This is a genomic window from Nocardia jiangsuensis, assembly GCF_042650385.1.
Classification (GTDB): domain Bacteria; phylum Actinomycetota; class Actinomycetes; order Mycobacteriales; family Mycobacteriaceae; genus Nocardia; species Nocardia jiangsuensis.
The window spans coordinates 238,536-258,660 of sequence record NZ_JBHSAX010000013.1; the positions used below are offsets into that span (position 1 = coordinate 238,536).

Genomic DNA, 20,125 nt, shown 5'->3' on the forward strand with positions numbered 1-20,125 from the left:
GCGGCTCTTCCGTGGTGTTCGGGGCGGTGGTCGATGGGCGCTCATTAAATGAACACTGCTGTTAGAGTAATGGCCGTGCGACCCCCGGTGTCAAGCGTCACGTCCCGTGCCACATGCGGCGATGGCAGGGAACTGTGACCGCTCACAACACCGAGCGCCCGGCCCGCAGGGGCCGCCCCCCGCAGACGCCGGAGCAGGCCGACGAGGTGCGCGCCCGGATCGTGGCGGCCACCGCCGCGGTGTTCACCGGTACCGGTTCGCGCGGGCTCAGTGTCGCGCAGATCATCGACCGGGCCGGGCTGGCGCGCCCGACCTTCTACCGCTATTTCGCGAACGCCGCCGAGCCGCTGCACGCGCTGCTCACCGTCTCCAACCAGGAGCTGGTCGGCGGGATCCGCACCGCGCTCGGCTCCGCCACCGCGCCGATCGAGGGCGTCGAGCTCGGTATCCGGCTGATCGACGCCTACCTGGCCTGGGCGCGCGGCCACGGCACCATGCTGCGGCCGCTCTTCGCCGAGCTGCACGACCCGGGCTCGCCGGTCTCGGCCTACCGGGAGGAGGCGCTGGAGGACATCCGCGGCATCATCCGGGAGACCTTCCACGTACTCGACCGCCCGGTGCCCACCCCCTTGGACCTGGATGCCGCGCTGCACCTCTGCGAGTACGTGGTCTACCGGGTCTCGGCGGCGAGCGCGCCCGGCTCCGAGCCGGAGGCCGCGGTGGTGGAGGAGGCGCGGCTGACCATGATCCGGGTGCTGCTCACCACGCTCGGCACCCGCGCCGACCTGGAGTACGCGTTGACGATCCCCGGTTTGCTGCGCGATTAACCGGGGCGGGAGAGTCCGCTGGCGCGGAGCACGCGGCGGTCGATGCCCGCCCGGATGGCGGCCTCGGTGCCGATCACCCGGACCCGGCCGCGCGCCCTGGTGATCGCGGTGTAGAGCAGCTCCCTGCTGAGCAGGGTGGACTCGGGTTCGGGGAGCACCACCGAGACGGTGCCGTACTGGCTGCCCTGGCTGCGGTGGATGGTCATCGCGAAGACCGAGACGACGGCGGAGAAGCGGGTGGGGTGTACCAGGTACGGGGTGCTGCCGCGGTGCAGCGCGGCGCGCAGGGTGCCGTCCGGGAGGCGGACGATGACGCCGGTGTCGCCGTTGTAGATCCTGGCCTCGTGGTCGTTGGCGGTGACCAGCAGGGGCTGGCCGGGGTACCAGAGGTGCTGCTGCGGGTCGGCGGTGGCGCCGCCGGCGGCCGCCCATTCGGCGGCGAGGCGGTCCCAGCGTTCGACGCCGAACGGGCCCTGGCGGTGCGCGCAGAGGAGGCGGTGCGATTCGAGGGCGGCGAGGGCTCGCTCGGCGTCGCCGTCGATGGCGGCGGCGGTGACGGCGCGGGCCGCGGTGACCACGTCGGCGCGGACCGCGGCGATGTCGTCGGGGGCGCGGAGTTCGACGTCGTCGGCGCCGGAGGTGAGGAGTGCGAGCGCGGTGTCCGCGTCGCCCGCCCGCACCGCGACGGCGAGTTCGGCGATGGTGCCGCCGAAGCGGCGGCCGCGGGTCAGGCGGACGATGCCGCCGTCGAGGCGCTCCCGTTCGCGCGGGGTCAGCGCCTCGGTGGCGGAGACGCCGCCGGTCGACCCGGTCTCCGCGGGCGCAGCGGCGCCGACGATCTCGGCGAGGACCGGGTTGCCCGCGCCGCGGGTCGGGCCGGCGACGAGGTCGGCGAGGACGGCGCCCGCGTCGACGGAGGCGAGCTGGTCGGGGTCGCCGACCAGGACCAGGCGGGTGTCCGGGCGCAGCGCGGCGAGCAGGCTGCTCATCAGGGTGGACGAGACCATGGAGGTCTCGTCCACCACGATCACGTCGTAGGGCAGCCGGTTGAACTCGTGGTGCTTGAAGCGGGTGGCGCGGCCCCGCTGCCAGCCGAGCAGCCGGTGCAGGGTGGCCGCGGTGAGCTCGGGCAGCCCGATCTCGGCGGCCTGCTCGCGCACCGCCTCCTGCAGCCGGGCCGCGGCCTTGCCGGTGGGCGCGGCCAGCGCGATCCGCAGCGCGGGCAGCTTGGGGCGGGCGAGCCGCTCGGCCACCAGCAGCGCGAGGATGCGGGCGATGGTGTGCGTCTTGCCGGTGCCGGGACCGCCTGCGACCACGGTGGTCCAGCGGGTGGCGGCGACCGCGGCGGCGAGCCGCTGCCGGTCCGCCGTGCCCGCGGCGCCGAACAGCCGGTCGAGTTCCCGGCGCACCAGCGCGGGGTCGACCGCGGGATGGCAGGCGGCACGCTCGGTGAGCACCCGCCGGATGATCTGCTCCTGCTTGTGGTAGCGGTCCAGGTAGAGCAGCGGGCCGCCGTCCGGGCCGCCCTCCAGCAGGTGGAGCGGGCGCAGCGGCCCGGCCGGGCCGCCGCGGACCAGCGGGCTGGTGCGCAGCGCGGCGACCAGCGCAGCCGGATCGGGCCAGGGCAGCGCGGCCGGGTCGAGCCCGGGGGCGGGCTCGCGGGTCTCGTCGGCGTCGACGCCGATCTCCGCGATCCGGTCCAGCTCCAGGCAGACCGAGCCGGAGCGCACCGCGCGCACCGCGAGCGCCGCGGCGAGCAGCACCTCCTCGCGCTCCTCCCGGCCGAGCCGGGCCAGCCGGGTGGCCACGTGCACGTCGGCCGAGGCGAGCACCCCGGCCTCGTTGAAGAGCCGGAGCAGCCCGGTGCCGCGCTGCGCGATCTGGATCGAGGTCACCCGGGCTCCCCCGCCAGCAGGTCGGAGAGCTCGGTGACCAGCGCGGCGGGCGGGGCCCAGTCGAAAACGCCCGCTCCGTCGGGGGTTTCCGGGCCGATCATGCCGCGCACGAACAGGTACCTGACCCCGCCGAGGTGCCGCGCCGGGTCGTACCCGGGCAGCCGCCAGCGCAGGAAGCGGTGCAGCGCGACGGCGTAGAGCACCGCCTGCAGCGGGTAGTGCGAGCGGATCATCTCGGCGGCCATCCGCTCCCCGGTGTAGTGCGCGACGGTGAGGTCGCCGAGCCCGAGCCGGTTGGTCTTGTAGTCGACCACGACGAAGCGCGGGCCCGGCAGCCGGAGCACCGCGTCGATGCTGCCGGTCAGGTAGCCGCGCAGCGCGCCACCGTCCAGCTGCGCCAGCTGCGCCGGGTACCCGGCGAGGACGTCGTCGGCGGGCAGGTGCCGCGCCAGCAGCGCGGCGATCCGGGGCAGCGAGGCCGCGGCCGCCGCCGGGCGCTCGCCACCGGCCAGCGGCAGCTCGAAGTCGAGCTCGCTCAGGCGGTCGGAGACCGGGATCTCGGCCAGGGTGCGGCCGAGACCGAGCGGGGTGTGCAGGACGGCGAGCAGCGCGTCGGCAAGCACATCGGGGTCGGCGGCGGAGGCCGCGGCGTGCACGGCCGTCAGGCACCGGGCGCGCACCTCGGCGGCGAGATCGGCGGCGCCGGTGTCGACCAGCTCGAGCACGCCGTGCACCAGGGTGCCGAACTCGGCGCCGTAGGGCAGCGTGTTCATCAGCGAGGGGGCGGCGGCGGGAGCGGCGGTGGCGAAGGGGTCGTCCGGGTCGAGGACCGGGGTTCCTGCGGGTTCGTCCGGGCGGGCGCGGTCGTCCTCCGGTTCGGTCTCGGCCGCGGCGGCGGCCTCGTGCGCACCCGCGGTGAGCGCGGAGTACGAGGTGCGGCGCCACTGGTGATCGAGGGCCCGGTCGAAGGGCGCGGCGGCCAGCGCGCCGGTGTGCGGCTCGACCCGGATGCGGCGCGGCTCGGCGGGGGCGGCCCCGTCCGGGGCGGAGACCGCGATGGCGCCGTCGGCGGGCGCGGCCCAGGCGGTGAGCGCGGCCAGCGCGGCGGCGTCGGCGGGGACGGGCGCGCGGGCGGGCACCTCGGCGCCGCGGTCGGGGCGGCCGAGCGTCATCCGGTGCAGCGGGGCGCTGTCGGTGCCCCAGGCGGGGGCCCACCAGGCGACGACCTGGCACATGGCGCGGGTCAGCGCGACGTAGAGCAGCCGCAGCTCCTGCCCCGACTCCTCCGCCTCCGCCCTGCGCTTGGCCTCCGCGGCGCCGGGGACGTCGGGGCCGCCGACGTCGAGCACCCGGGTCCGGCCGTCGTGGTAGAGCTGGGTCGCCGGCTTCGGGTTGCGCGCGCTGTCCCAGGCGAAGGGCAGGTAGACGATCGGGAACTCCAGCCCCTTGCTGGCGTGCACGGTGGCGATCTGCACCGCGGTGGAGTCGCGGTCCAGCCTCCGGCTGCGGTCGGCGACGCTGCCGGAGGCTGGGTCGCGCACCCGGTCGCCGAGCCAGCGGGTGAGCGCGGTGAGGCCGAGGCCGTCGGTGAGCGCGACCTGGTCCAGCAGCTGGGCGAGGTGCCGCAGGTCGGTGAGCTCGCGCTCGCCGTTGCGCACCGCGAGCAGCCGGGGCGCCAGCTCGGTCGCGGCGGCGAGCCGCTCGAAGACCGCCGCGAAGCCCGCCCTGGCGAAGAGCCGCGCCGCCTCGCGCAGCAGCGTGCTGATCCGCCCGGTCAGCTCGGGGCCGCCGCGGTCGAGCTCGGCCGCGTCCACCCCGAGCAGCGGGGTGCAGGCGGCGAGGCGCACCCGGTCCGAGCGGTGCGGCTGCTCGAGGGCGCGCAGCACCCAGAGCCAGTGCGTGGCCGACGGGGTGCCGAAGACGCTGGTGCCGCCGGCCAGCACCGAGGCGACCCCGACCCGGTCCAGCGCGGCGCGCACCACCTCGATCTGTGACCGGGTGCGCACCAGCACCGCGATGTCGCCGGGGCCGAGGTCGCGCAGCACCCCGGCCCGGTCCCGCAGCCGGACCCCGGACTCCAGCAGCCCGACCACATCGTCGGCGAGGTCGGCCGCGGCTCGCTCCCGTACCCGCCCGATCTGTGGAAACCCCGACGAGCCGAGCGGCCCGGCGCCGGTGCGCGGCAGGCAGCGCAGCCGCAGCGGAACGATCCGCTCGTCCGGGCCGGTGAGCCTGCTCCACTCCCTGGTCGGCTCGACCGCGGCGACGGTGATCGCCGGGTGCCCGAGCGCGGCGCCCCCGTGCAGGTGTGCCAGCGCGCGCAGCAGCCCGGCGTCGCTGCGCCGGTTCTGCGTCAGCTCGTGCCTGGCGTCGGCGACCGCGACGGCGTCCAGGTAGCTGAGCACCTCGGCGCCGCGGAAGGCGTAGATGGCCTGCTTGGGGTCGCCGACCAGCACCAGCGTCGAGGCGCCGTGGAAGGCGAGCCGCAGGATCTCCCACTGCAGCGGGTCGGTGTCCTGGAACTCGTCCACCAGCGCCACCGGGAAGCGCTCGCGCACCCGTGCCCGCGCGGCCGGGCCGTGCACCGGGTCGGCGAGCACCTCGTGCAGCACCACCAGCAGGTCGTCGAAGTCGCGCAGCCCGAGCAGCCGCTTGCGGCGCTCGGTCTCGGCGCGCACGGCGGTGGCGAAGGCGACCCGCTCGCCCGCCTCGCCGTCGCCGTCCGGGGCGAGGGTGGCGTGCCGGTCGTGCACGGCGGCCAGGGCCAGCGCGCGGGCGGCCTTCAGCGGGAAGGGCGGTTCGGTGCGGGCGTAGCGGGCGAGGTAGAGGTCGTCGGCCACGGTCTGCACCACCTCGTCCACGTTCTCGACCAGCCTGCTGCCCGGGTCGTCGTCCCCGGCGAGGCCGAGTTCGTCCAGCATGCGCTGGCAGAAGCTGTGCGTGGTGGCGATGGTGCCCGCGTCGAACTCGGCGAGCGCGGCCAGCAGCCGCTGCCTGCGCAGCGCGGGCTCGGCGGCGGCGAGCGCGCGCACCAGCTCGTCGTCGTGCGCGGCCGCCCGCTCCGGCTCGGCCAGCGCGGCGGCGACCGCGACGAAGCGGTCGCGGGTGCGTTCGCGCAGCTCCTGGGTCGCGGCCCGGCTGAAGGTGACCAGCAGCAGATCGGCGATGTCGATCCCGGCCTCGGCGACGTAGCGCACCGCGAGCCCGACGATGGCGTGCGTCTTTCCGGTGCCCGCGCTGGCCTCCAGCACCGTGGTGCCGGTCGGCAGGGGCCCGGCGGGGTCGAAGGCGTCGGGTACCGGCTCGGCCGTGGTGGTCCCGGTCGCGGCCCGGCTCACGGCCTGCCCTGCTGCTCGGCGCGGAGCAGCGGCTCCCAGAGCCGCCTGGCCAGCGCGCCGAACCGGGTCGGCTCGCCGGCGCCGCCGCCCTGCGGGGCGGGCGCTGCGAGCAGCGCCGCCAGCGTGACCCGCTCGCCCCAGACGTAGCGCAGGTGCCGATCCCGGTTGTCGCCGTAGTCGCCGTCGAACTCCTGCAGGGCGGCGTATTCCGCGTCCTCCCTGCGATTTCCGAGCATGCGGCTCTGTGCGTAGGCGGCGGTGGCGGTCGGCGCGATCGGGAGCGGCTCGCTGAGCCCGGCGTCCCGCATGGCGACCAGGGTGCGCAGGACACCGAGCGCGGCGGGCGGCTCCGGGGCGGTCAGCTCGCTGCGCCAGGCGGGGGTGCGGAACCTCCCGCGCCCGATGGTGAGCGCCTGCCAGGAGCGGTCCTCGGTGCAGGTCAGCGCGAGCAGCGGCACCCAGGCCGCGATCCGGTGCTTGGCGGCGACCCGGGAGAAGGTGGTGCGCACCAGCCGGTCGCCGTGCACCTCGGGCACGGTGCCGGTGAGCCTGCGGCCGTTGCCGAGGTCGAGCCCGATGTCCACCGCGCGGGCGGGGATCTCGTAGTGCGGCTGCGCGGTGCGCACCAGGGTCTCGACGGTGCGCTCCACCTCGTCCAGCACGGCGGCGCCGAAGGCGAAGGGCGGCAGGCCGCCGCGGCGCCACTCGGCGGCGCGCAGGGTCTCCGGGTCGGTGCCGGTGAGCCGGGCGGCGAGCAGCCGCTCGCCGAGGTCCCACTTGGCGAGGCCGTCCAGCTCGACCGGGAGCCGGTCGTCGATCTCCTCCTCGTGGTCGGGCACCCGCAGCCCGAGCCGCTGGCCGAGGAAGGCGCGCACCGGGTGCTCGACGAAGGCGATCAGGTCGGCCAGCTCCACGTCGCCCGGCTCGGGCCGGGGCAGCGGGGCGGCGAGGAAGGCGGGGCGCGGGCGCGGGGGCCGCGCGGCCGCCCTGGCGCCCGCCAGCGCGACGGGGTCGAAGCCGAAGGGGTTCTCCGGTGCGAAGTTCCTGCGGTCGAAGCTCTGCAGCGGGTGCCGGACGACGACCCGGTCCGCGGCGGCGCCGGTGTGCGCGCGCAGGGCGTCGAGCAGCTCGGCCACCGGCACCGCGGGCGGGCGGTGCGCGCCGGTCACCGGGTCGGCGCCGGTGTAGCAGACCAGCAGCCGCTCCCGCGCGGCGAGCACCGCGTCCAGCAGCAGCTGGCGGTCCTCGCCGCGCGGCTCGCGCTCGCCGACCTGCGGGTCGCGGGCCAGCACGTCGTCGCCGTCGACGCCGCCCGCGCGCGGGAAGACCTCGTCGTCGAGGCCGAGCAGCACCACCACCCGGTGCGGCACCGAGCGCATCGGCACCAGGGTGCAGACGGTCAGCTCGCCGGTGCGGAAGTTGGCCCTGGTCGGCGCGGTGCCGAGCCGTCCGGCGAGCACGGTGGCGACGTCGGCGAGGCGCAGCACCACCTCGCCCGCGTGCTCGGTGGCCGCGGCCAGCTCGGTGCGCGCCTCGGTGCGCTGCCAGGCCAGGTGCTCGGGGACGTCGCAGAGCAGGTCGAGCGCGCGGGTCAGCACCGCGCTCCACTCCGGGGCCGGGCGCGGGCCGCGCAGGTCGCGCAGGCAGACGGCGAGCCGGTCGACGAACTCGGCGAAGCGGCCGGCCAGGTCGACGTCGTTGCTGTCCACGTCGTCCAGCGGGAGCGCGAGGTCGAGCCAGTCGCCGTCGGTCTCGGCCGCGGTGACGCCGAGCAGGATCCGGTCGACCGCGGTGTTCAGCGTGTTCTGCGCGAAGTCGGCGAGGCCGTAGGCCTGGCGCTGGCGCAGGCCGATGCCCCAGCGGGCACCGGAATCGGCGGCCCAGCCGCGCAGCCGCTCCAGTTCGTCGTCGTCGAAACCACAGCGGCGGCGGACGGTCTCGGCCGCGGCCAGGTCGAGCACCTGGGTCACCGTGACCCGGCCGTCGGCCAGCTCCAGCAGGGTGGCGACCACGGTCAGCAGCGGGTTGGTGACGGCGCGGCCGCGGTCGGCCAGCCGGACCCGGAGCCGGTGCCCGGGGTGCGCGTGCTCGTCCGGGCCGTCGGCGCTGCCCCGCGAGCCGAAGGCGGCGCGCACCAGCGGGGCGAAGGTCTCGACGTCAGGGCACATGACCAGGACGTCGCGCGGTTCCAGAGTGGGGTCGGCGGCGAAGAGGCCGAGCAGTGCGTCGCGGAGCACCTCGACCTGGCGGTCCCGGCCGTGGCAGAGGTGGATGCGGACGGTGCCGTCGTCCGCGAGGGACGGGTCGGGGGCCGGGGGCCAGGCGTCCTCGCGGACGGCGGCCTGGACGGCGGTGAGGAGGGTGCGCGGGGCGGCGGTTTGTGGCGCTCCGAGACCGGACTCCCGACCGGCGCTCGGCGCGGCGGGCGCGGGCGGGTGGTACTCGTCGAGGATCTCCGCGTCGCAGCCGGCCAGCCGCTGCTGGAGTTCGCGGACGTCGCGGCCGAGGCCGGCGAGCAGGGGGTTGCGGACCGCGCGGATGCTGGTATCGGCGCTGCGGAGCAGGGCGGGCGGGCGGGCGGCGAGGCGGTCCCAGAGCGCGGGGCTCGGGTGCGTGAGCCAGAGGTGCAGGTCGCGGTGGGCGGCGATGGCGGAGAGGACCGCGCGCTGGTCGGCGGGGAGCCGGGTCGGGCCGAAGACCGAGAGACGGTGCGGCAGCGCGGTGCTCGCCGGGTCGGCGCGCAGCCGGGCGCAGGCGTCGGCCAGCCGCTCGGCCGGGCCCGGCACCCCGATCGCCGCGCGCAGCTCCCGCCACAGCGCGGGCTGCCAGCCCAGGTCGGCGGGGAGCGGGCGCCCGGCGCCGTCGGTGTCCGCGCCCGCCGCCCAGGCGATGATCAGCTCCGGCCGCTGCGCCGCGTAGCTCTCGAAGAGCGCAGCCAGCCCCACCGCGGTGGCGAAGCGCCGCCCCGCCCGGTGCTCCGCGCCGAGATGCCGGGTCAGCACGGCGGCCCAGGGCGCACCGAGCACCCCGTCCAGCACCCGCAGCAGCGCCCAGACCACCCGGTCCCGCTCCCACGGATCATCCGCGGCCGCGAGCCCGCTCGCCGCGGCAAGGCACTCCGTGACCAGAGCCGCGGGCGAGGGGAAGCGGATCGCGGCCGCGATCCCGTCCGCGGCGCCCGGCCCCGAGGTGCCGAGCACGCCGGAGAGCCGCTGGGCCAGCCAGCGCTCGATCCCCTTGGCGGGCACCGCCACCACCTCGGCGGCGAACGGGTCGGCGGGCGGGGACGCCAGCTGCCGCGCCAGCGCGTCGGCCAGGGTGTCGGCGCGCTCGGCACGATGGATGTGCAGCGGCATGCCACCCCCTCGACGATCGTGCGTTTCCGCAACGGTTATACGCCCGGCGGCTGCCCACGGCCCCGGCGACCCGCTGGGATCGTCCGGGCCCGCCCGCGCCACGTGATCTGCACCACAGTCCCGGCGCGTCGGGTGCGGTGGCACGAGGCCGGGGTAGTCGAATGTGCCACAGTGCTGCGTCGAGGGAGGAACGGCACCGTCCGGGGGGATGCACAGGGCTTGTATCTCGAAAGGCTGGTCTCGCGCTCATGGTTGCGCTGGTATCTCCCCTGCTTCCGAAGGGCGGCTTCACCGTTCGCCGCGTCGGCGAGCACTGGGAGTTGGTGAACTCACGGCACTTCGGGCGCGGCGTCGTGCTGCACGCGTGGCCGCGGAATCGGCACGGCGAGGCCTTCGAGCACTGCTACCGGCTGAACGGCCGCACGGTCGAGGAATTGCGCGCCGCGTTCCGCTGAAGCGCAGGGGCACAACGGATTACGGCCGGGGTACCGGCCGGTAGCCGGATCGGGACGTGCATTCGCGTCGGCGATGTGCCATCGTGGGCAACCGTGCGTCATCAGTTGGCCGCCACCCGGTCTGTTCCCCGCGTGGCCGCATCCGTCTGTGCCCTCGCCGCGGCGGCGATCATCGTCTCCAGCGGTACCGTTTCCCTCCCCGCCGCGCAGGCCGCGCCCGGCATCCCGATGCTGGAACAGGCCACTCTCGCCGGTTTCGACGCCGACCTGAGCAGCCGGATCGCCAAGGCCGACGCCTACCTGGCCGGCCGCCCAGGCAGCACCGGCTACGTGGTGCGCGACCGCGTGACCGGCGGCGTGTACGCCAACGAGCACGCCGAGAACTCGGTGTGGACCGCCTCCACCATCAAGCTGGCCATCGCGGCCGACCTGCTGAACCGTGCCAGGGTCGGCGCCATCCAGCTGTCGCCCGAGGACCGCGGGCTGCTGGAGTCCATGCTCGCCACCTCCAACGATCACGCCACCGACGTGCTGTGGACCAAGTACGCGGGCATCGACCGGATGGCGTTCAACAACGCGTTCCGGGCCAACGGCATGAACACCCTGGTACCGCAGCCCACCGAGACCGCGCTCTTCCCGGACTGGTCGTTCCAGAAGTGCACCGCCGCCGACCTGGACCGGCTGCTGGACAACATCTTCACCCAGATGCACCCGGACGACCGGGGCTACCTGTTCGACCGGATGCGCTCGGTCGACTCCAACCAGCACTGGGGCGTCTGGGGCGCGGGCGAGAGGATGCGCCCCGGCCTGAAGAACGGCTGGTCGGCCGAGCAGGGTGGCTGGGTGGTCAACTCGGTCGGCTTCGCCGGACCCGGCGAGCGCTACACCCTGGCGATCATGACCGCGATGGGCGACGAGGGCGGCTACACCGAGGGCGCCGCCACCGACACCGAGGTCGCGAAGATCCTCTTCTCCGGACGCTGACCCCGGCCTTTCCCGGCGCACCTCCCGTGCCGCGGCACCCATCGGTGCCGCGGCACGCGCGTTCTCCCGACGCACCGCGACTCGCCGTGACGCTCGCGCACCGGCCGACTACGGTAGGCGTGTCCGCAACACTGGGGTACGCCCCCGTCTGTCGAGGAGCACGACGATGAGCACTGAGCCCGTGGAGACGCATCGGCACCGGGTGGTGGTGATCGGTTCCGGGTTCGGCGGCCTGTTCGGCGCCAAGCACCTCAAGCGCGCCGACGTGGACGTCACCCTGATCTCGAAGACATCGACCCACCTCTTCCAGCCGCTGCTCTACCAGGTGGCGACCGGCATCCTCTCGGTCGGCGAGATCGCCCCCGCCACCCGGCTGGTGCTGCGCAAGCAGAAGAACGTGCAGGTGCTGCTCGGCGACGTCACCGACATCGACCTCGAGCGCAGGACCGTCAGCTCGCGGCTGCTCAACCAGACCACCCGGACCTCGTTCGACAGCCTGATCGTCGCCACCGGCGCGCAGCAGTCGTACTTCGGCAACGACCGGTTCGCCACCTACGCGCCCGGCATGAAGACCATCGACGACGCGCTCGAGCTACGCGGCCGCATCCTCGGCGCCTTCGAGAGCGCCGAACTGGCCACCACGCAGGAGCTGCGCGACCGGCTGCTCACCTTCGTCGTGGTCGGGGCCGGCCCGACCGGCGTCGAGCTGGCCGGGCAGATCGCCGAGCTGGCCGACCGCACGCTGGAGGGCACCTTCAAGAACATCGACCCGCGCGACGCCAGGGTCATCCTGCTGGAGGGCGCGGGCGCGGTGCTCGGCCCGATGGGCGAGAAGCTGGGCAACAAGGCCCGCCGCCGGCTGGAGAACATGGGCGTCGAGGTGCAGCTCAACGCCATGGTCACCGATATCGACGCCAACGGCGTCACGGTGAAGGACAAGGACGGCACGGTTCGCCGGATCGAATCGTCCTGCAAGGTCTGGTCCGCCGGCGTGCAGGCAAGCCCGCTCGGGAAGATGCTGGCCGAGCGCTCCGACGGCACCGAGACCGACCGGGCCGGGCGGGTCGTGGTCGAGCCGGACCTCACCATCAAGGGCCATCCGAACGTCTTCGTGGTCGGCGACCTCATGTCGGTGCCCGGCGTGCCCGGCCAGGCGCAGGGCGCCATCCAGGGCGCGACCTACGCCGCCAAGCAGATCAAGGCCGGGCTGAACGGGCAGCAGCCCGCCGAGCGCAAGCCGTTCAAATACCTCAACAAGGGCAGCATGGCCACCGTCTCGCGATTCAGCGCGGTGTGCCAGGTGGGCAAGCTGGAGTTCGGCGGCTTCATCGCCTGGCTGGCCTGGCTGGCGCTGCACCTCTACTACCTGATCGGGTACCGGAGCCGGATCGTCACGGTGATCCAGTGGTTCGTGACCTTCTCCGGCCGCAGCCGCGGGCAGATGGCCGCGACCGAGCAGTGGGTGATGGCCCGGCTCGCGCTGGAGGCGGTGAACGCCGACGAGGAGGAGGCGGACGAGCTCGCCGCCGCGCTCGGCGCCCCGCCCGGAGATCGGCAGGGCCACCTAGGCAGCCAGGTCCCGCTGGACGCGGCGCTCGGGGAGTCGACCACCACCGCGGACATCGAGGACGGCACGGCCACCGAGCCGGCCGGTGGCGAACGGCCGGGAAAGCAGGAGAGCAGCCGACCCGCCGTGTGACCCATCCGACAGCGCACCCAGATCCGAATGAGGAACGTCGGGATTTGTCGTTCCAGCCGGATGAAAGGTGACGTATGGCCATCGTGGGGGCACAACCGGGGAGGCACCGGGCGCCCAGCGCCCAGCGGCAGAAGATCGGATCGATGGTCGCGCTGGGCGCGTTGCCGCTGGTCGTGGCGCTCGTCGGCGCCGGAACCGCGAACGCCGACCCCGGCTCGCCCGACCCGGTGACCCAGCCCGAGCAGCGCACCGCGGCCGATCCGCTGGCCGCGCTGTTCGCCGGGCAGCCCGCGGAGATCGCGCTGCCGGAGCTCGCCGCTCCCCTGCTCGACCTGACCGGCCCCGCACCGGTCGCCGTGCCCGCCGGTGCGCCGGTGGACGCGCCGCTCTATCGGGCCATGCCCGACCAGGGCTACCTCGCGCCCGCCGGGGCGCCGCACGGCCCGATTCCGGTCGAGGCGGTGGCGCCGATCGCGCCGCCGGAGGGCAAGATCCGGATCGGTGACATCATCGTCGACACCCCCGGGTTCCTCGCGCCGGACCAGGTGTTCGCGGTGAACGACGGCGCCGCGCAGGCGGAGGCGCAGCTGGCGACCTTCTACGATTCGATCGGGATGGAGCGGAGCCGGTCGGACAAGATGGCGGCGCAGACGCTCAGTTCGGCCGCGATCGGGGCGACCGTCGCCACCAACCTGTCGATGCCGATCACCTCGGCGTCGGTGATCGTCGGCGCGGGTGCCGGGCTGCTCGCCGGGGTGCCGTTCCTGCCGATCGGGCTGCTCATCGGGCCCATCCTCGGCGGGGCCATCGGCGGTGCCGTGATCGCGGTGCCCGCCGCCGCGCTCGGCGGGGCGATCGGTGCCGCCGTCGGTGCGGGGATCGGGTACGGGACACCGGGGTTCGGAGCGCCGGTTCAGTAGTTCGCAGTAGAGCGGTGCGCCGGAGTTCTTCGGCGCACCGCGCGTCGCGGTGGGGGCCGGGTTCTTGCCGGTCGCCGCCGCATCGTGCTTTACAGGCGGCAATGCGCGACCGTAGCCCGTCGTGCGCATGGCGGCCGTGTGATCGCGGCCGTCGCGTCGTACGTGCCGCGACGACAACGGTCGGTGCGCCGCGAATCCGGCCAAGCGCGCACCGCGCGGAACAACACTCGCTCTGCGCCGCCCGCCGGTACGCGGCGCGCGTTCAGGCGCGGGCTGCGACGACGGCCCGCGAAGGTTCCGTCCGGCCGGGCCGGACGATCCCGACCTCGGTGAAGAGACTGCCGCCCGCTCCGAGCGGGAGGTGGGACGCGGTCAGGCCGACGGTTTCGGCGGGGCGATCGTCCGGATAGCGCAGGACGCTCTCCAGCGTGCGCGGCGCGCTGAGCGCGTCGTCGGTGCCGCTCCCCGACCCCAGCTCCAGCCGATGCCGCAGCAGCGGGACGGACTCCGCGCCGTCGATGTCGGCGATCAGATCGCCGGTCCAGTGCCCGTTGTCCTCCCCGGCCCGCCCGATCCGCACCCGCTCCCTGACCCGCACTGCGGCATCCGGCGCCAGCCGCAGCTCGGTCACCGTGCGGTGCCGCGCCCCACCCGCGACGATCGTCGGCTCGGTGTCCAGGTCCAGCTCGGCACCGGCCCCGACCGTGAGCCGCCAGCGCGCGGTGGAATCCGGCGTCCCGCGCGCGGGCAGCGCGATCATGGCCGCCACCGAGCGCACCCGCAGCCGCGCGCCGGGCAGCACCTCCAGCACCAGTTCCAGGTGGTCGCCGCCGAGCGGCGTGGCGGCGGTGCCGATCAGGTGCACCGTCTCCGGCCCGGTCTGCCGCGCCGCGATCCCGCCCTCGGCCTCGATCCGCGGCGAGATACCGGGTGCCGCGAGCACGCGCAGGACGGTGCGCACCTCAGTGCGCCGCCGACCCGGCGGTGTCCCGCTCGGCCACCGCGCGCAGCTGCTCGCGCACCCACGCCAGCACCGGCGTCGCCGCCGGATCCGCGGTGAGCGAGATCAGCGCCGTCGGCCGCCCCTCCCGCACCTTCGCCGCGTCCCGCTCCATCACCCCGAGGTCGGCGCCGACCAGCGGCGCCAGATCGGTCTTGTTCACCACGAGCAGATCCGAGAAGGTGACGCCCGGCCCGCCCTTGCGCGGCACCTTGTCCCCGCCCGCCACGTCGACCACGAAGATCTGCACATCGATCAGCCCCGAGGAGAAGGTGGCGGTCAGATTGTCGCCGCCGGACTCGACCAGGATCAGATCCAGCGGCGGGTTCGCGGCCACCAGGTCGTCGATGGCATCGAGGTTGGCGGTGATGTCGTCGCGGATGGCGGTGTGCGGGCAGCCGCCGGTCTGCACCGCGGTGATCCGCTCGTCCGGCAGCACCGCGTGCCTGCGCAGGAAGTCGGCGTCCTCGGTGGTGTAGATGTCGTTGGTCAGCACGGCCAGCGAGAGCTCGTCCCGCAGCTGCCTGCACAGCGCCGCGACCAGCGCCGTCTTCCCCGACCCCACCGGGCCGCCGATCCCCACCCGCAGCGCCTCGCCCGGCACGCGCTCCCGCTTCGGGCGGTCATGGGCGTGGTCGTGCGGTTCACCGTCGATGAGGTGCGGGGGCATTCGGTGTTCCTTCCGGGTCAGCTGGCGAACAGGGGCATTTCGCGCTGCGGATGGCGTTCCGCGAGCACGTCCTGCAGGGGGTCGGAGAGTGCGGCCGGGCCCAGCGCGGCCGTGCGTGCCGTCTCGTCGCAGAGTTCCGCGAGGCGGAATGTGGTGGCCGCGACGGCGGCGGGGTCGAGGGCGAGGAGTCGCTGGGCGGCAGTCGCGGCGCCGGTCAACGTCGTGTAAACGACGACATTCGCGATCTCTTGCGGGGTGGCGCCGTACTCCCGGCCGACCAGGCCGAAGACGGTCGACAGATGCGGGCGCGGGTTCAACTCCGCCCAAATCGGACCGGGGCGGAGTTTGCCCGCGAGCCGGAGCAGGCCGCGCCCCTGCGCTCGAGAAGCGTCCCTTGCCGCAGGCGATGGGGTCCTGGCATCGGCCTCTTCTTCGGCGGCCGCAGGGGTGAGTGTTCCGGCGCAGACCACGGCCGCGAGAGAGGCGGTGACCAGGCCTGTGGTCCGGACGCGGCGGGCCAGATATTGTTCGACGGTGCTGGCGTCGCGGAGCAGGCCGGAGGCGATGGCCTCCTCGACACCGCCGGAGTGCACGTGACCGCCGATCGGCAGCCGGGAGTCGGCCAGCGCGAGCAGGGTCGAGAGCATTTGCTGATTCTAGGGGTCTCCCGCCCGTTTCGCTGCTCGGCCCATTCGACCGACACCGTGTGACACTCGAGCGCTGCTAGACATCGACTTCCCGCCCTCGGCCGTATTTGTGCCGAACGTTCAGCGCTGGCACCGAGGAATCTACGATCAACTTCGAGAACTCACGTCGCAAAGGTATTACGCCAATTCATCTCGACCAACGGCCCCGGCGAAGGCGGCGGTGGTTTGCTGAACCACAGTGTTGCTTCAAATTTGGACTCGAGTACCCGCTCATCGAGCGCGTACTCGAAGGTGCCTTTGACGACGGTATCTCGCCCATCAGAGATCCAGCCCTCTAACTGCGGGAACTGGGCAAGCGAGATACGATAATTCCCATCCTCCTCTGGCACCAACACTTTCTGAGTGGGCTCTCGGTAGTTGATCGGATTCGGCTGTTCGCCGGGATTGCTCTGAGCGGGTTCGATAATGAGGCACAGCCTTGCTCGCCGTGCAGGAAGAGGGCCGAAGTTCCGCAGTTGCAGGCGCAGTGCCGGCTTTCCTGTGTGATCCCGCACGAAGTCGAAACCGAACAATCCGACCCAGGGGCGCATCCGATCTCGGACTTCCGCCTGAAGCATCTGACCCTGCGCTCGTGCTTCACGCATTGAGATCACAGCGACAACGATCGCAGCGACGGCAAAGGTTGCTGCTCCGACGGTTGCCACTGCTTCGACTGTGCCAGGGTTGTTGCCCCAGCTATCCATTGGTCCCCCTCCGCGGTCTGACCGGTCGGCACCACCTTAGCGATCGGAGGCGCACCTGGATCGGTGGCCTCTCACGCGCAGACGAGCCCTGCTGGGGCTCTTCACCTGGGGCTACTACTGTCGGCCGTCCCTGACGGGCGGGATTGGAGGAAGACAAGGCCGCCTGTGCCGATGACGAATCAGTGAGCGCGGCGAGCCTCCGCTGCGCCAGTTTGCTTGTGGGATCCGAAGAACCAGGTGGCCGCCGCCATGACGACCAGGAGCAGGGCGCCGACGGTGGTGGCGGTGTGCATGCCGGTGACGAAGGACTCCTGGACCGTCGCCACCCGCCCGGCATCCGAACCAGCCTCGCGCAACTCGTCGCCGAGCGTGCCGGACGTCCCGCTGGAAGCGCGAAAGACGGCGGTGGCGAGCGAGCCGAGCAGGGCGAGGCCGAGGGCGTTGCCCAGTTCGAAGCTGGTCTCGGAGGTGGCGGCGGCGGAGCCGGCGCGCTCGGGCGGGACCGAGGAGACGGAGACATCCGAGACCAGGGTGAAGGCGACGCCGTAGCCGACGCCGGTCAGGGCGGAACCGGCGACGTACCACCAGACGCCGCCGTCCACGCCGACGCCGAGCAGCATCAGGTTGCCCACCGCCGAGGCGAGCAGTGCCACCACGAAGGCGAGCCGGGTGCCGAGGGCGCGGCCGATCCCGGAGCCGCCGATGGAGAAGACGAAGACGGCGACGGCCATGGGGATGCCGAACCAGGCGGCGGCGAGCGGGTCGCGGCCGGTGATGGACTGCAGGTAGACGCTGGCGAGGTAGCTCAGGGCGGCGAGCGACATCATGCCGGTGAGGCTGGCGCCGATGGCGAGCGAGAAGGTCCTGTTGGCGAAGAGCCGAAGGTCGAGCAGGGGGTCGTCGAGGAGGCGCTGCCTGCGCACGAACAGGACCAGCAGAAGCACGCCGAGCGCGAAGGTGACCAGGGCTTCGGCGTCGAGGCCCTCGGCGGCGGCGTGCTTCACGCCGTAGACCACCGGGAGGATGCCGCCGATGGAAAGCGCGACGCTGCGCAGATCCAAGAGCCCGCGGTCGACGGCGCGGTGCTCGGGCAGCAGGAACGGGCCCGCCACGAGCAGGACCAGCAACACCGGGGTGTTGACCAGGAACACCGAACCCCACCAGAAGTGGTGCAGCAGGAAGCCGCCGACCACGGGGCCGACCGCCGAGCCGCCCGCGAAGAACGCGGTCCACACACCGATGGCGACGCCGCGCTGCCGCGCCGCGGGGAAGATCACGGAGATCAGCGCCAGACTCGAGGGCAGCAGCGTCGCGCCGCCGATCCCCATCAGGGCGCGCGCCGCGATGAGCATCTCCGGGCCGGTGGCGAAGGCGGCGAGGATCGAGCCGATGCCGAAGACGGCGGAGCCGGCGAGCAGGATATTGCGCCTGCCGATGCGGTCGCCCAGGTTGCCCATGGTGATGAGCAGCCCGGCCAGCAGGAAGCCGTAGATGTCCAGGATCCACAGCTGCTGGGCGGCCGAGGGCGCCAGGTCGGCGGAGAGCGTCGGCATGGCGAGGAACAGGACCGAGATGTCCATCGAGACCAGCAGCACCGGCAGCAGCAGCACCGACATGCCGAGCCAGGCGCGGCGCGGGCCCGGACCGGCCGCTGTCGCCGTCACCGCATCGTCCACGGACGTCATCGTCGGTCGCCTCCTCGTGCTCGTCGTCTGCCGGTGTAACCACGCGTACACCGTACGCATTCCGGGTACAGTGTACGCATGGCCGAATCCAAACTCACCAGGGCCTCGATCGTGGATACCGCGATCACCGTCGCCGACACCGAGGGGCTGGACGGGCTCTCCATGCGGCGGATCGCCGATCGGCTCGGCGTCGGCGCGATGTCGCTGTACCGGCACGTCGCGAACAAGGACGAGCTGCTCGCCGCCATGACCGACGAGGTCTCGCGGCGCAACCCCTACCCCGCTCCCCCGGCGGGCGAGCGCTGGAGCTGGCGCCGGCGGGTGCATATCGCCGCGGACGTGGATCGCGCGCTCTACCAGCGGCATCCGTGGGTGCTGCTGGCGTTCGCCATGCCGCGCTACAGCTTCGGGCCGTACAGCCTGCGCTGCCTGGCCTGGCTGGTGGAGGGGTTCGGCGAGCTCGGGGTGGACACCGCCGAGGCGACCCGGATGGCCTTCGCGGTCTGGAACTACATCTCCGGCTGCACATTGCCGCTGGTCAGCGAGGTACTGGTGCGGCGGACCGAGGATCGCGACGGGGCGGGGAGCCCGCTGCGGGCGCTGCTCACCGGGCAGTCCGTGGCGGACATGCCGGACGCGCTCGGCGGGCTCGCCGGACGCGGGCTCGACGCCCTCGACAACGACCTGGTGCTGCGCAGCGGGCTGGACGCGCTCTGCGACGGCTTCGCCGCGCTGCACGCGCGCGCTTGACCTCGACCTCGCTCGAGGTTGCAGGCTGGAGCGGAATCCGTTCGACGACAGGAGTTCCGCCCGTGCGCGCCATCCGACTGCATGCCTTCGGCCCCGCCGAGAACCTGCGCCTCGACCGGGTCCCGGACCCGGAGCCCGGCCCCGGGCAGGTGCGAATCGCGGTCGCCGCGGCCGGGGTGCACGTGCTCGATACCGTGCTGCGGCAGGGAAAACCGGGGCCGATGCCCGCGCCGGGGCTGCCGACGATCCCCGGCCGCGAGGTGGCCGGGACCGTCGACGCGCTGGGCGAGGGGGTCGATCCCGGCTGGCTGGGTGCCCCGGTGGTCGCGCACCTCGGCATGGTGCCCGGCGGCTACGCCGAACTGGCGGTCGTCGCGGCGGATCGACTCCATCGGCTGCCGAAGGTGGAGGGGGCGGCGGCGAAGCGATCGTTGGAAAATACCGACCCGGCCGAGGCGGTCGCGCTGATCGGCACCGGGCGCACCGCCGTCGGCATCCTGCAGTTCGCCACCGTCCGGCCGGGCACGGTCGTCCTGGTGACCTCGGCGGCGGGCGGGCTCGGCGTACTGCTGGTGCAGGCGGCGAAGGAGGCGGGCGCCGAGGTCGTCGGGGTGGCGGGTGGCCCCGCCAAGGTGGAGCTGGTGCGCTCGCTCGGCGCCGATCATGCGGTGGACTACCTGGACGCAGGGTGGGCCGACGAGGTGCGGAAACGGCTCGGTAAGCCGGTCGACGTGCTCTTCGACGCGGTGGGCGGGCCGATCGCGCGCGCCGCGCTCGACCTGCTCGGCCCCGGCGGAACGCACGTCGTCTACGGCTGGTCCGCCGAACCCGGTGCGGCCGGCCCGCCGGTCCTGCTTCCACCCGGCGGCGACCGCACCTCGACGGTGGTGCTCGGCCCCGCCATGCTCGCCCCGGTCGGTGGCGACATCCGCGTCCTGGAAATCCGCGCCCTCGACGCCTGGTACGAGGGCCGCTGGAGGCCGGTGGTGCACCGGTTCCCCCTGGCCGAAGCGGCCGTCGCGCACAAGGCGCTGGAGACTCGCGGGACGACCGGCAAAGTGGTGCTGATCCCCTGAGCAGCCGCGCCGGGGCCGGAACACGAACATCGGCTCCGGCCTGACCGCACCGGCTCCGAAAACGCGGCCCTCGGGTCCGG

At 73.9% G+C, this 20,125-nt stretch carries 15 protein-coding genes; 7 read left to right on the forward strand and 8 right to left on the reverse strand.

Annotated elements, in window-relative coordinates:
- Positions 1-134 precede the first annotated feature (134 nt).
- Positions 135-827 carry a TetR/AcrR family transcriptional regulator gene (locus ACFO0B_RS12730; RefSeq protein ID WP_378612608.1) on the forward strand — a complete coding sequence of 231 codons (693 nt, stop codon included), beginning with the start codon at positions 135-137 and terminating at the stop codon, positions 825-827.
- On the opposite strand, the gene recD is transcribed toward ACFO0B_RS12730, so the two are convergent.
- From recD to recC, 3 genes are read right to left on the reverse strand one after another with little or no spacing between them, the layout of a single operon-like run.
- Positions 824-2,722, reverse strand: a complete 1,899-nt coding sequence (gene recD / locus ACFO0B_RS12735; RefSeq protein ID WP_378612609.1) for an exodeoxyribonuclease V subunit alpha — start codon at positions 2,720-2,722, stop codon at positions 824-826. The genes ACFO0B_RS12730 and recD overlap by 4 nt on opposite strands.
- A complete protein-coding gene (locus ACFO0B_RS12740) occupies positions 2,719-6,060 on the reverse strand; it encodes a UvrD-helicase domain-containing protein (protein ID WP_378612610.1) in 3,342 nt (1,113 codons plus the stop codon). The genes recD and ACFO0B_RS12740 overlap by 4 nt, the downstream gene beginning before the upstream one ends.
- Positions 6,057-9,416 (reverse strand): exodeoxyribonuclease V subunit gamma, encoded by a 3,360-nt coding sequence (gene recC / locus ACFO0B_RS12745; RefSeq protein WP_378612611.1) that lies wholly within the window; start codon positions 9,414-9,416, stop codon positions 6,057-6,059. Before recC ends, ACFO0B_RS12740 begins: the two co-directional genes overlap by 4 nt.
- Positions 9,417-9,664: 248 nt before the next feature.
- Here recC and ACFO0B_RS12750 point away from each other — a divergent pair, with 248 nt between their 5' ends.
- The 4 genes from ACFO0B_RS12750 to ACFO0B_RS12765 all read left to right on the forward strand — a co-directional run bounded on the left by ACFO0B_RS12750 (position 9,665) and on the right by ACFO0B_RS12765 (position 13,474).
- Positions 9,665-9,871, forward strand: a complete 207-nt coding sequence (locus ACFO0B_RS12750; protein WP_378612612.1) for a hypothetical protein — start codon at positions 9,665-9,667, stop codon at positions 9,869-9,871.
- Between the two features lie 132 nt (positions 9,872-10,003).
- Entirely contained in the window at positions 10,004-10,855 is an 852-nt protein-coding gene (locus ACFO0B_RS12755; protein WP_378612613.1) for a tat pathway signal sequence, read from the forward strand.
- A gap of 166 nt (positions 10,856-11,021) precedes the next feature.
- Positions 11,022-12,554, forward strand: coding sequence for an NAD(P)/FAD-dependent oxidoreductase (locus ACFO0B_RS12760; RefSeq protein ID WP_378612614.1), 1,533 nt, complete (start codon positions 11,022-11,024; stop codon positions 12,552-12,554).
- A 143-nt stretch (positions 12,555-12,697) separates the two neighbouring features.
- Positions 12,698-13,474: a hypothetical protein gene (locus ACFO0B_RS12765; protein WP_378612615.1), complete on the forward strand. Its 777-nt coding sequence runs from the start codon at positions 12,698-12,700 to the stop codon at positions 13,472-13,474.
- 262 nt (positions 13,475-13,736) lie between these two features.
- Here the strand turns inward: ACFO0B_RS12765 and ACFO0B_RS12770 are convergent, their stop codons facing one another.
- The 5 genes from ACFO0B_RS12770 to ACFO0B_RS12790 form a co-directional block, all read right to left on the reverse strand.
- On the reverse strand, positions 13,737-14,435 hold the full coding sequence (locus ACFO0B_RS12770; protein ID WP_378612616.1) for an urease accessory protein UreD: 699 nt from the start codon (positions 14,433-14,435) through the stop codon (positions 13,737-13,739).
- 1 nt (position 14,436) lies between these two features.
- Positions 14,437-15,144: an urease accessory protein UreG gene (gene ureG / locus ACFO0B_RS12775; RefSeq protein ID WP_378612617.1), complete on the reverse strand. Its 708-nt coding sequence runs from the start codon at positions 15,142-15,144 to the stop codon at positions 14,437-14,439.
- Between the two features lie 17 nt (positions 15,145-15,161).
- On the reverse strand, positions 15,162-15,791 hold the full coding sequence (locus tag ACFO0B_RS12780; protein ID WP_378612618.1) for an urease accessory protein UreF: 630 nt from the start codon (positions 15,789-15,791) through the stop codon (positions 15,162-15,164).
- Positions 15,792-15,952: 161 nt separating this feature from the next.
- Positions 15,953-16,495 (reverse strand): hypothetical protein, encoded by a 543-nt coding sequence (locus tag ACFO0B_RS12785; protein ID WP_378612619.1) that lies wholly within the window; start codon positions 16,493-16,495, stop codon positions 15,953-15,955.
- 218 nt (positions 16,496-16,713) lie between these two features.
- A complete protein-coding gene (locus ACFO0B_RS12790) occupies positions 16,714-18,219 on the reverse strand; it encodes an MFS transporter (protein ID WP_378612620.1) in 1,506 nt (501 codons plus the stop codon).
- Positions 18,220-18,297: 78 nt separating this feature from the next.
- On the opposite strand from ACFO0B_RS12790, the gene ACFO0B_RS12795 reads away from it, so the two are divergent.
- Both ACFO0B_RS12795 and ACFO0B_RS12800 read left to right on the forward strand, forming a co-directional pair.
- Positions 18,298-18,969 (forward strand): TetR/AcrR family transcriptional regulator, encoded by a 672-nt coding sequence (locus ACFO0B_RS12795; protein ID WP_378612621.1) that lies wholly within the window; start codon positions 18,298-18,300, stop codon positions 18,967-18,969.
- A 62-nt stretch (positions 18,970-19,031) separates the two neighbouring features.
- Positions 19,032-20,045 carry a zinc-binding dehydrogenase gene (locus ACFO0B_RS12800; RefSeq protein WP_378612622.1) on the forward strand — a complete coding sequence of 338 codons (1,014 nt, stop codon included), beginning with the start codon at positions 19,032-19,034 and terminating at the stop codon, positions 20,043-20,045.
- Positions 20,046-20,125 lie beyond the last annotated feature (80 nt).

Coding starts and splice junctions, on each gene's coding strand:
- ACFO0B_RS12790 (WP_378612620.1), bottom strand. CDS start 18,219: ATGACGTCCGTGGACGATGCGGTGACGGCGACAGCGGCCGGTCCGGGC.
- ACFO0B_RS12760 (WP_378612614.1), top strand. CDS start 11,022: ATGAGCACTGAGCCCGTGGAGACGCATCGGCACCGGGTGGTGGTGATC.
- ACFO0B_RS12780 (WP_378612618.1), bottom strand. CDS start 15,791: ATGCTCTCGACCCTGCTCGCGCTGGCCGACTCCCGGCTGCCGATCGGC.
- ACFO0B_RS12765 (WP_378612615.1), top strand. CDS start 12,698: ATGGTCGCGCTGGGCGCGTTGCCGCTGGTCGTGGCGCTCGTCGGCGCC.
- recC (WP_378612611.1), bottom strand. CDS start 9,416: ATGCCGCTGCACATCCATCGTGCCGAGCGCGCCGACACCCTGGCCGAC.
- ACFO0B_RS12750 (WP_378612612.1), top strand. CDS start 9,665: ATGGTTGCGCTGGTATCTCCCCTGCTTCCGAAGGGCGGCTTCACCGTT.
- ureG (WP_378612617.1), bottom strand. CDS start 15,144: ATGCCCCCGCACCTCATCGACGGTGAACCGCACGACCACGCCCATGAC.
- ACFO0B_RS12795 (WP_378612621.1), top strand. CDS start 18,298: ATGGCCGAATCCAAACTCACCAGGGCCTCGATCGTGGATACCGCGATC.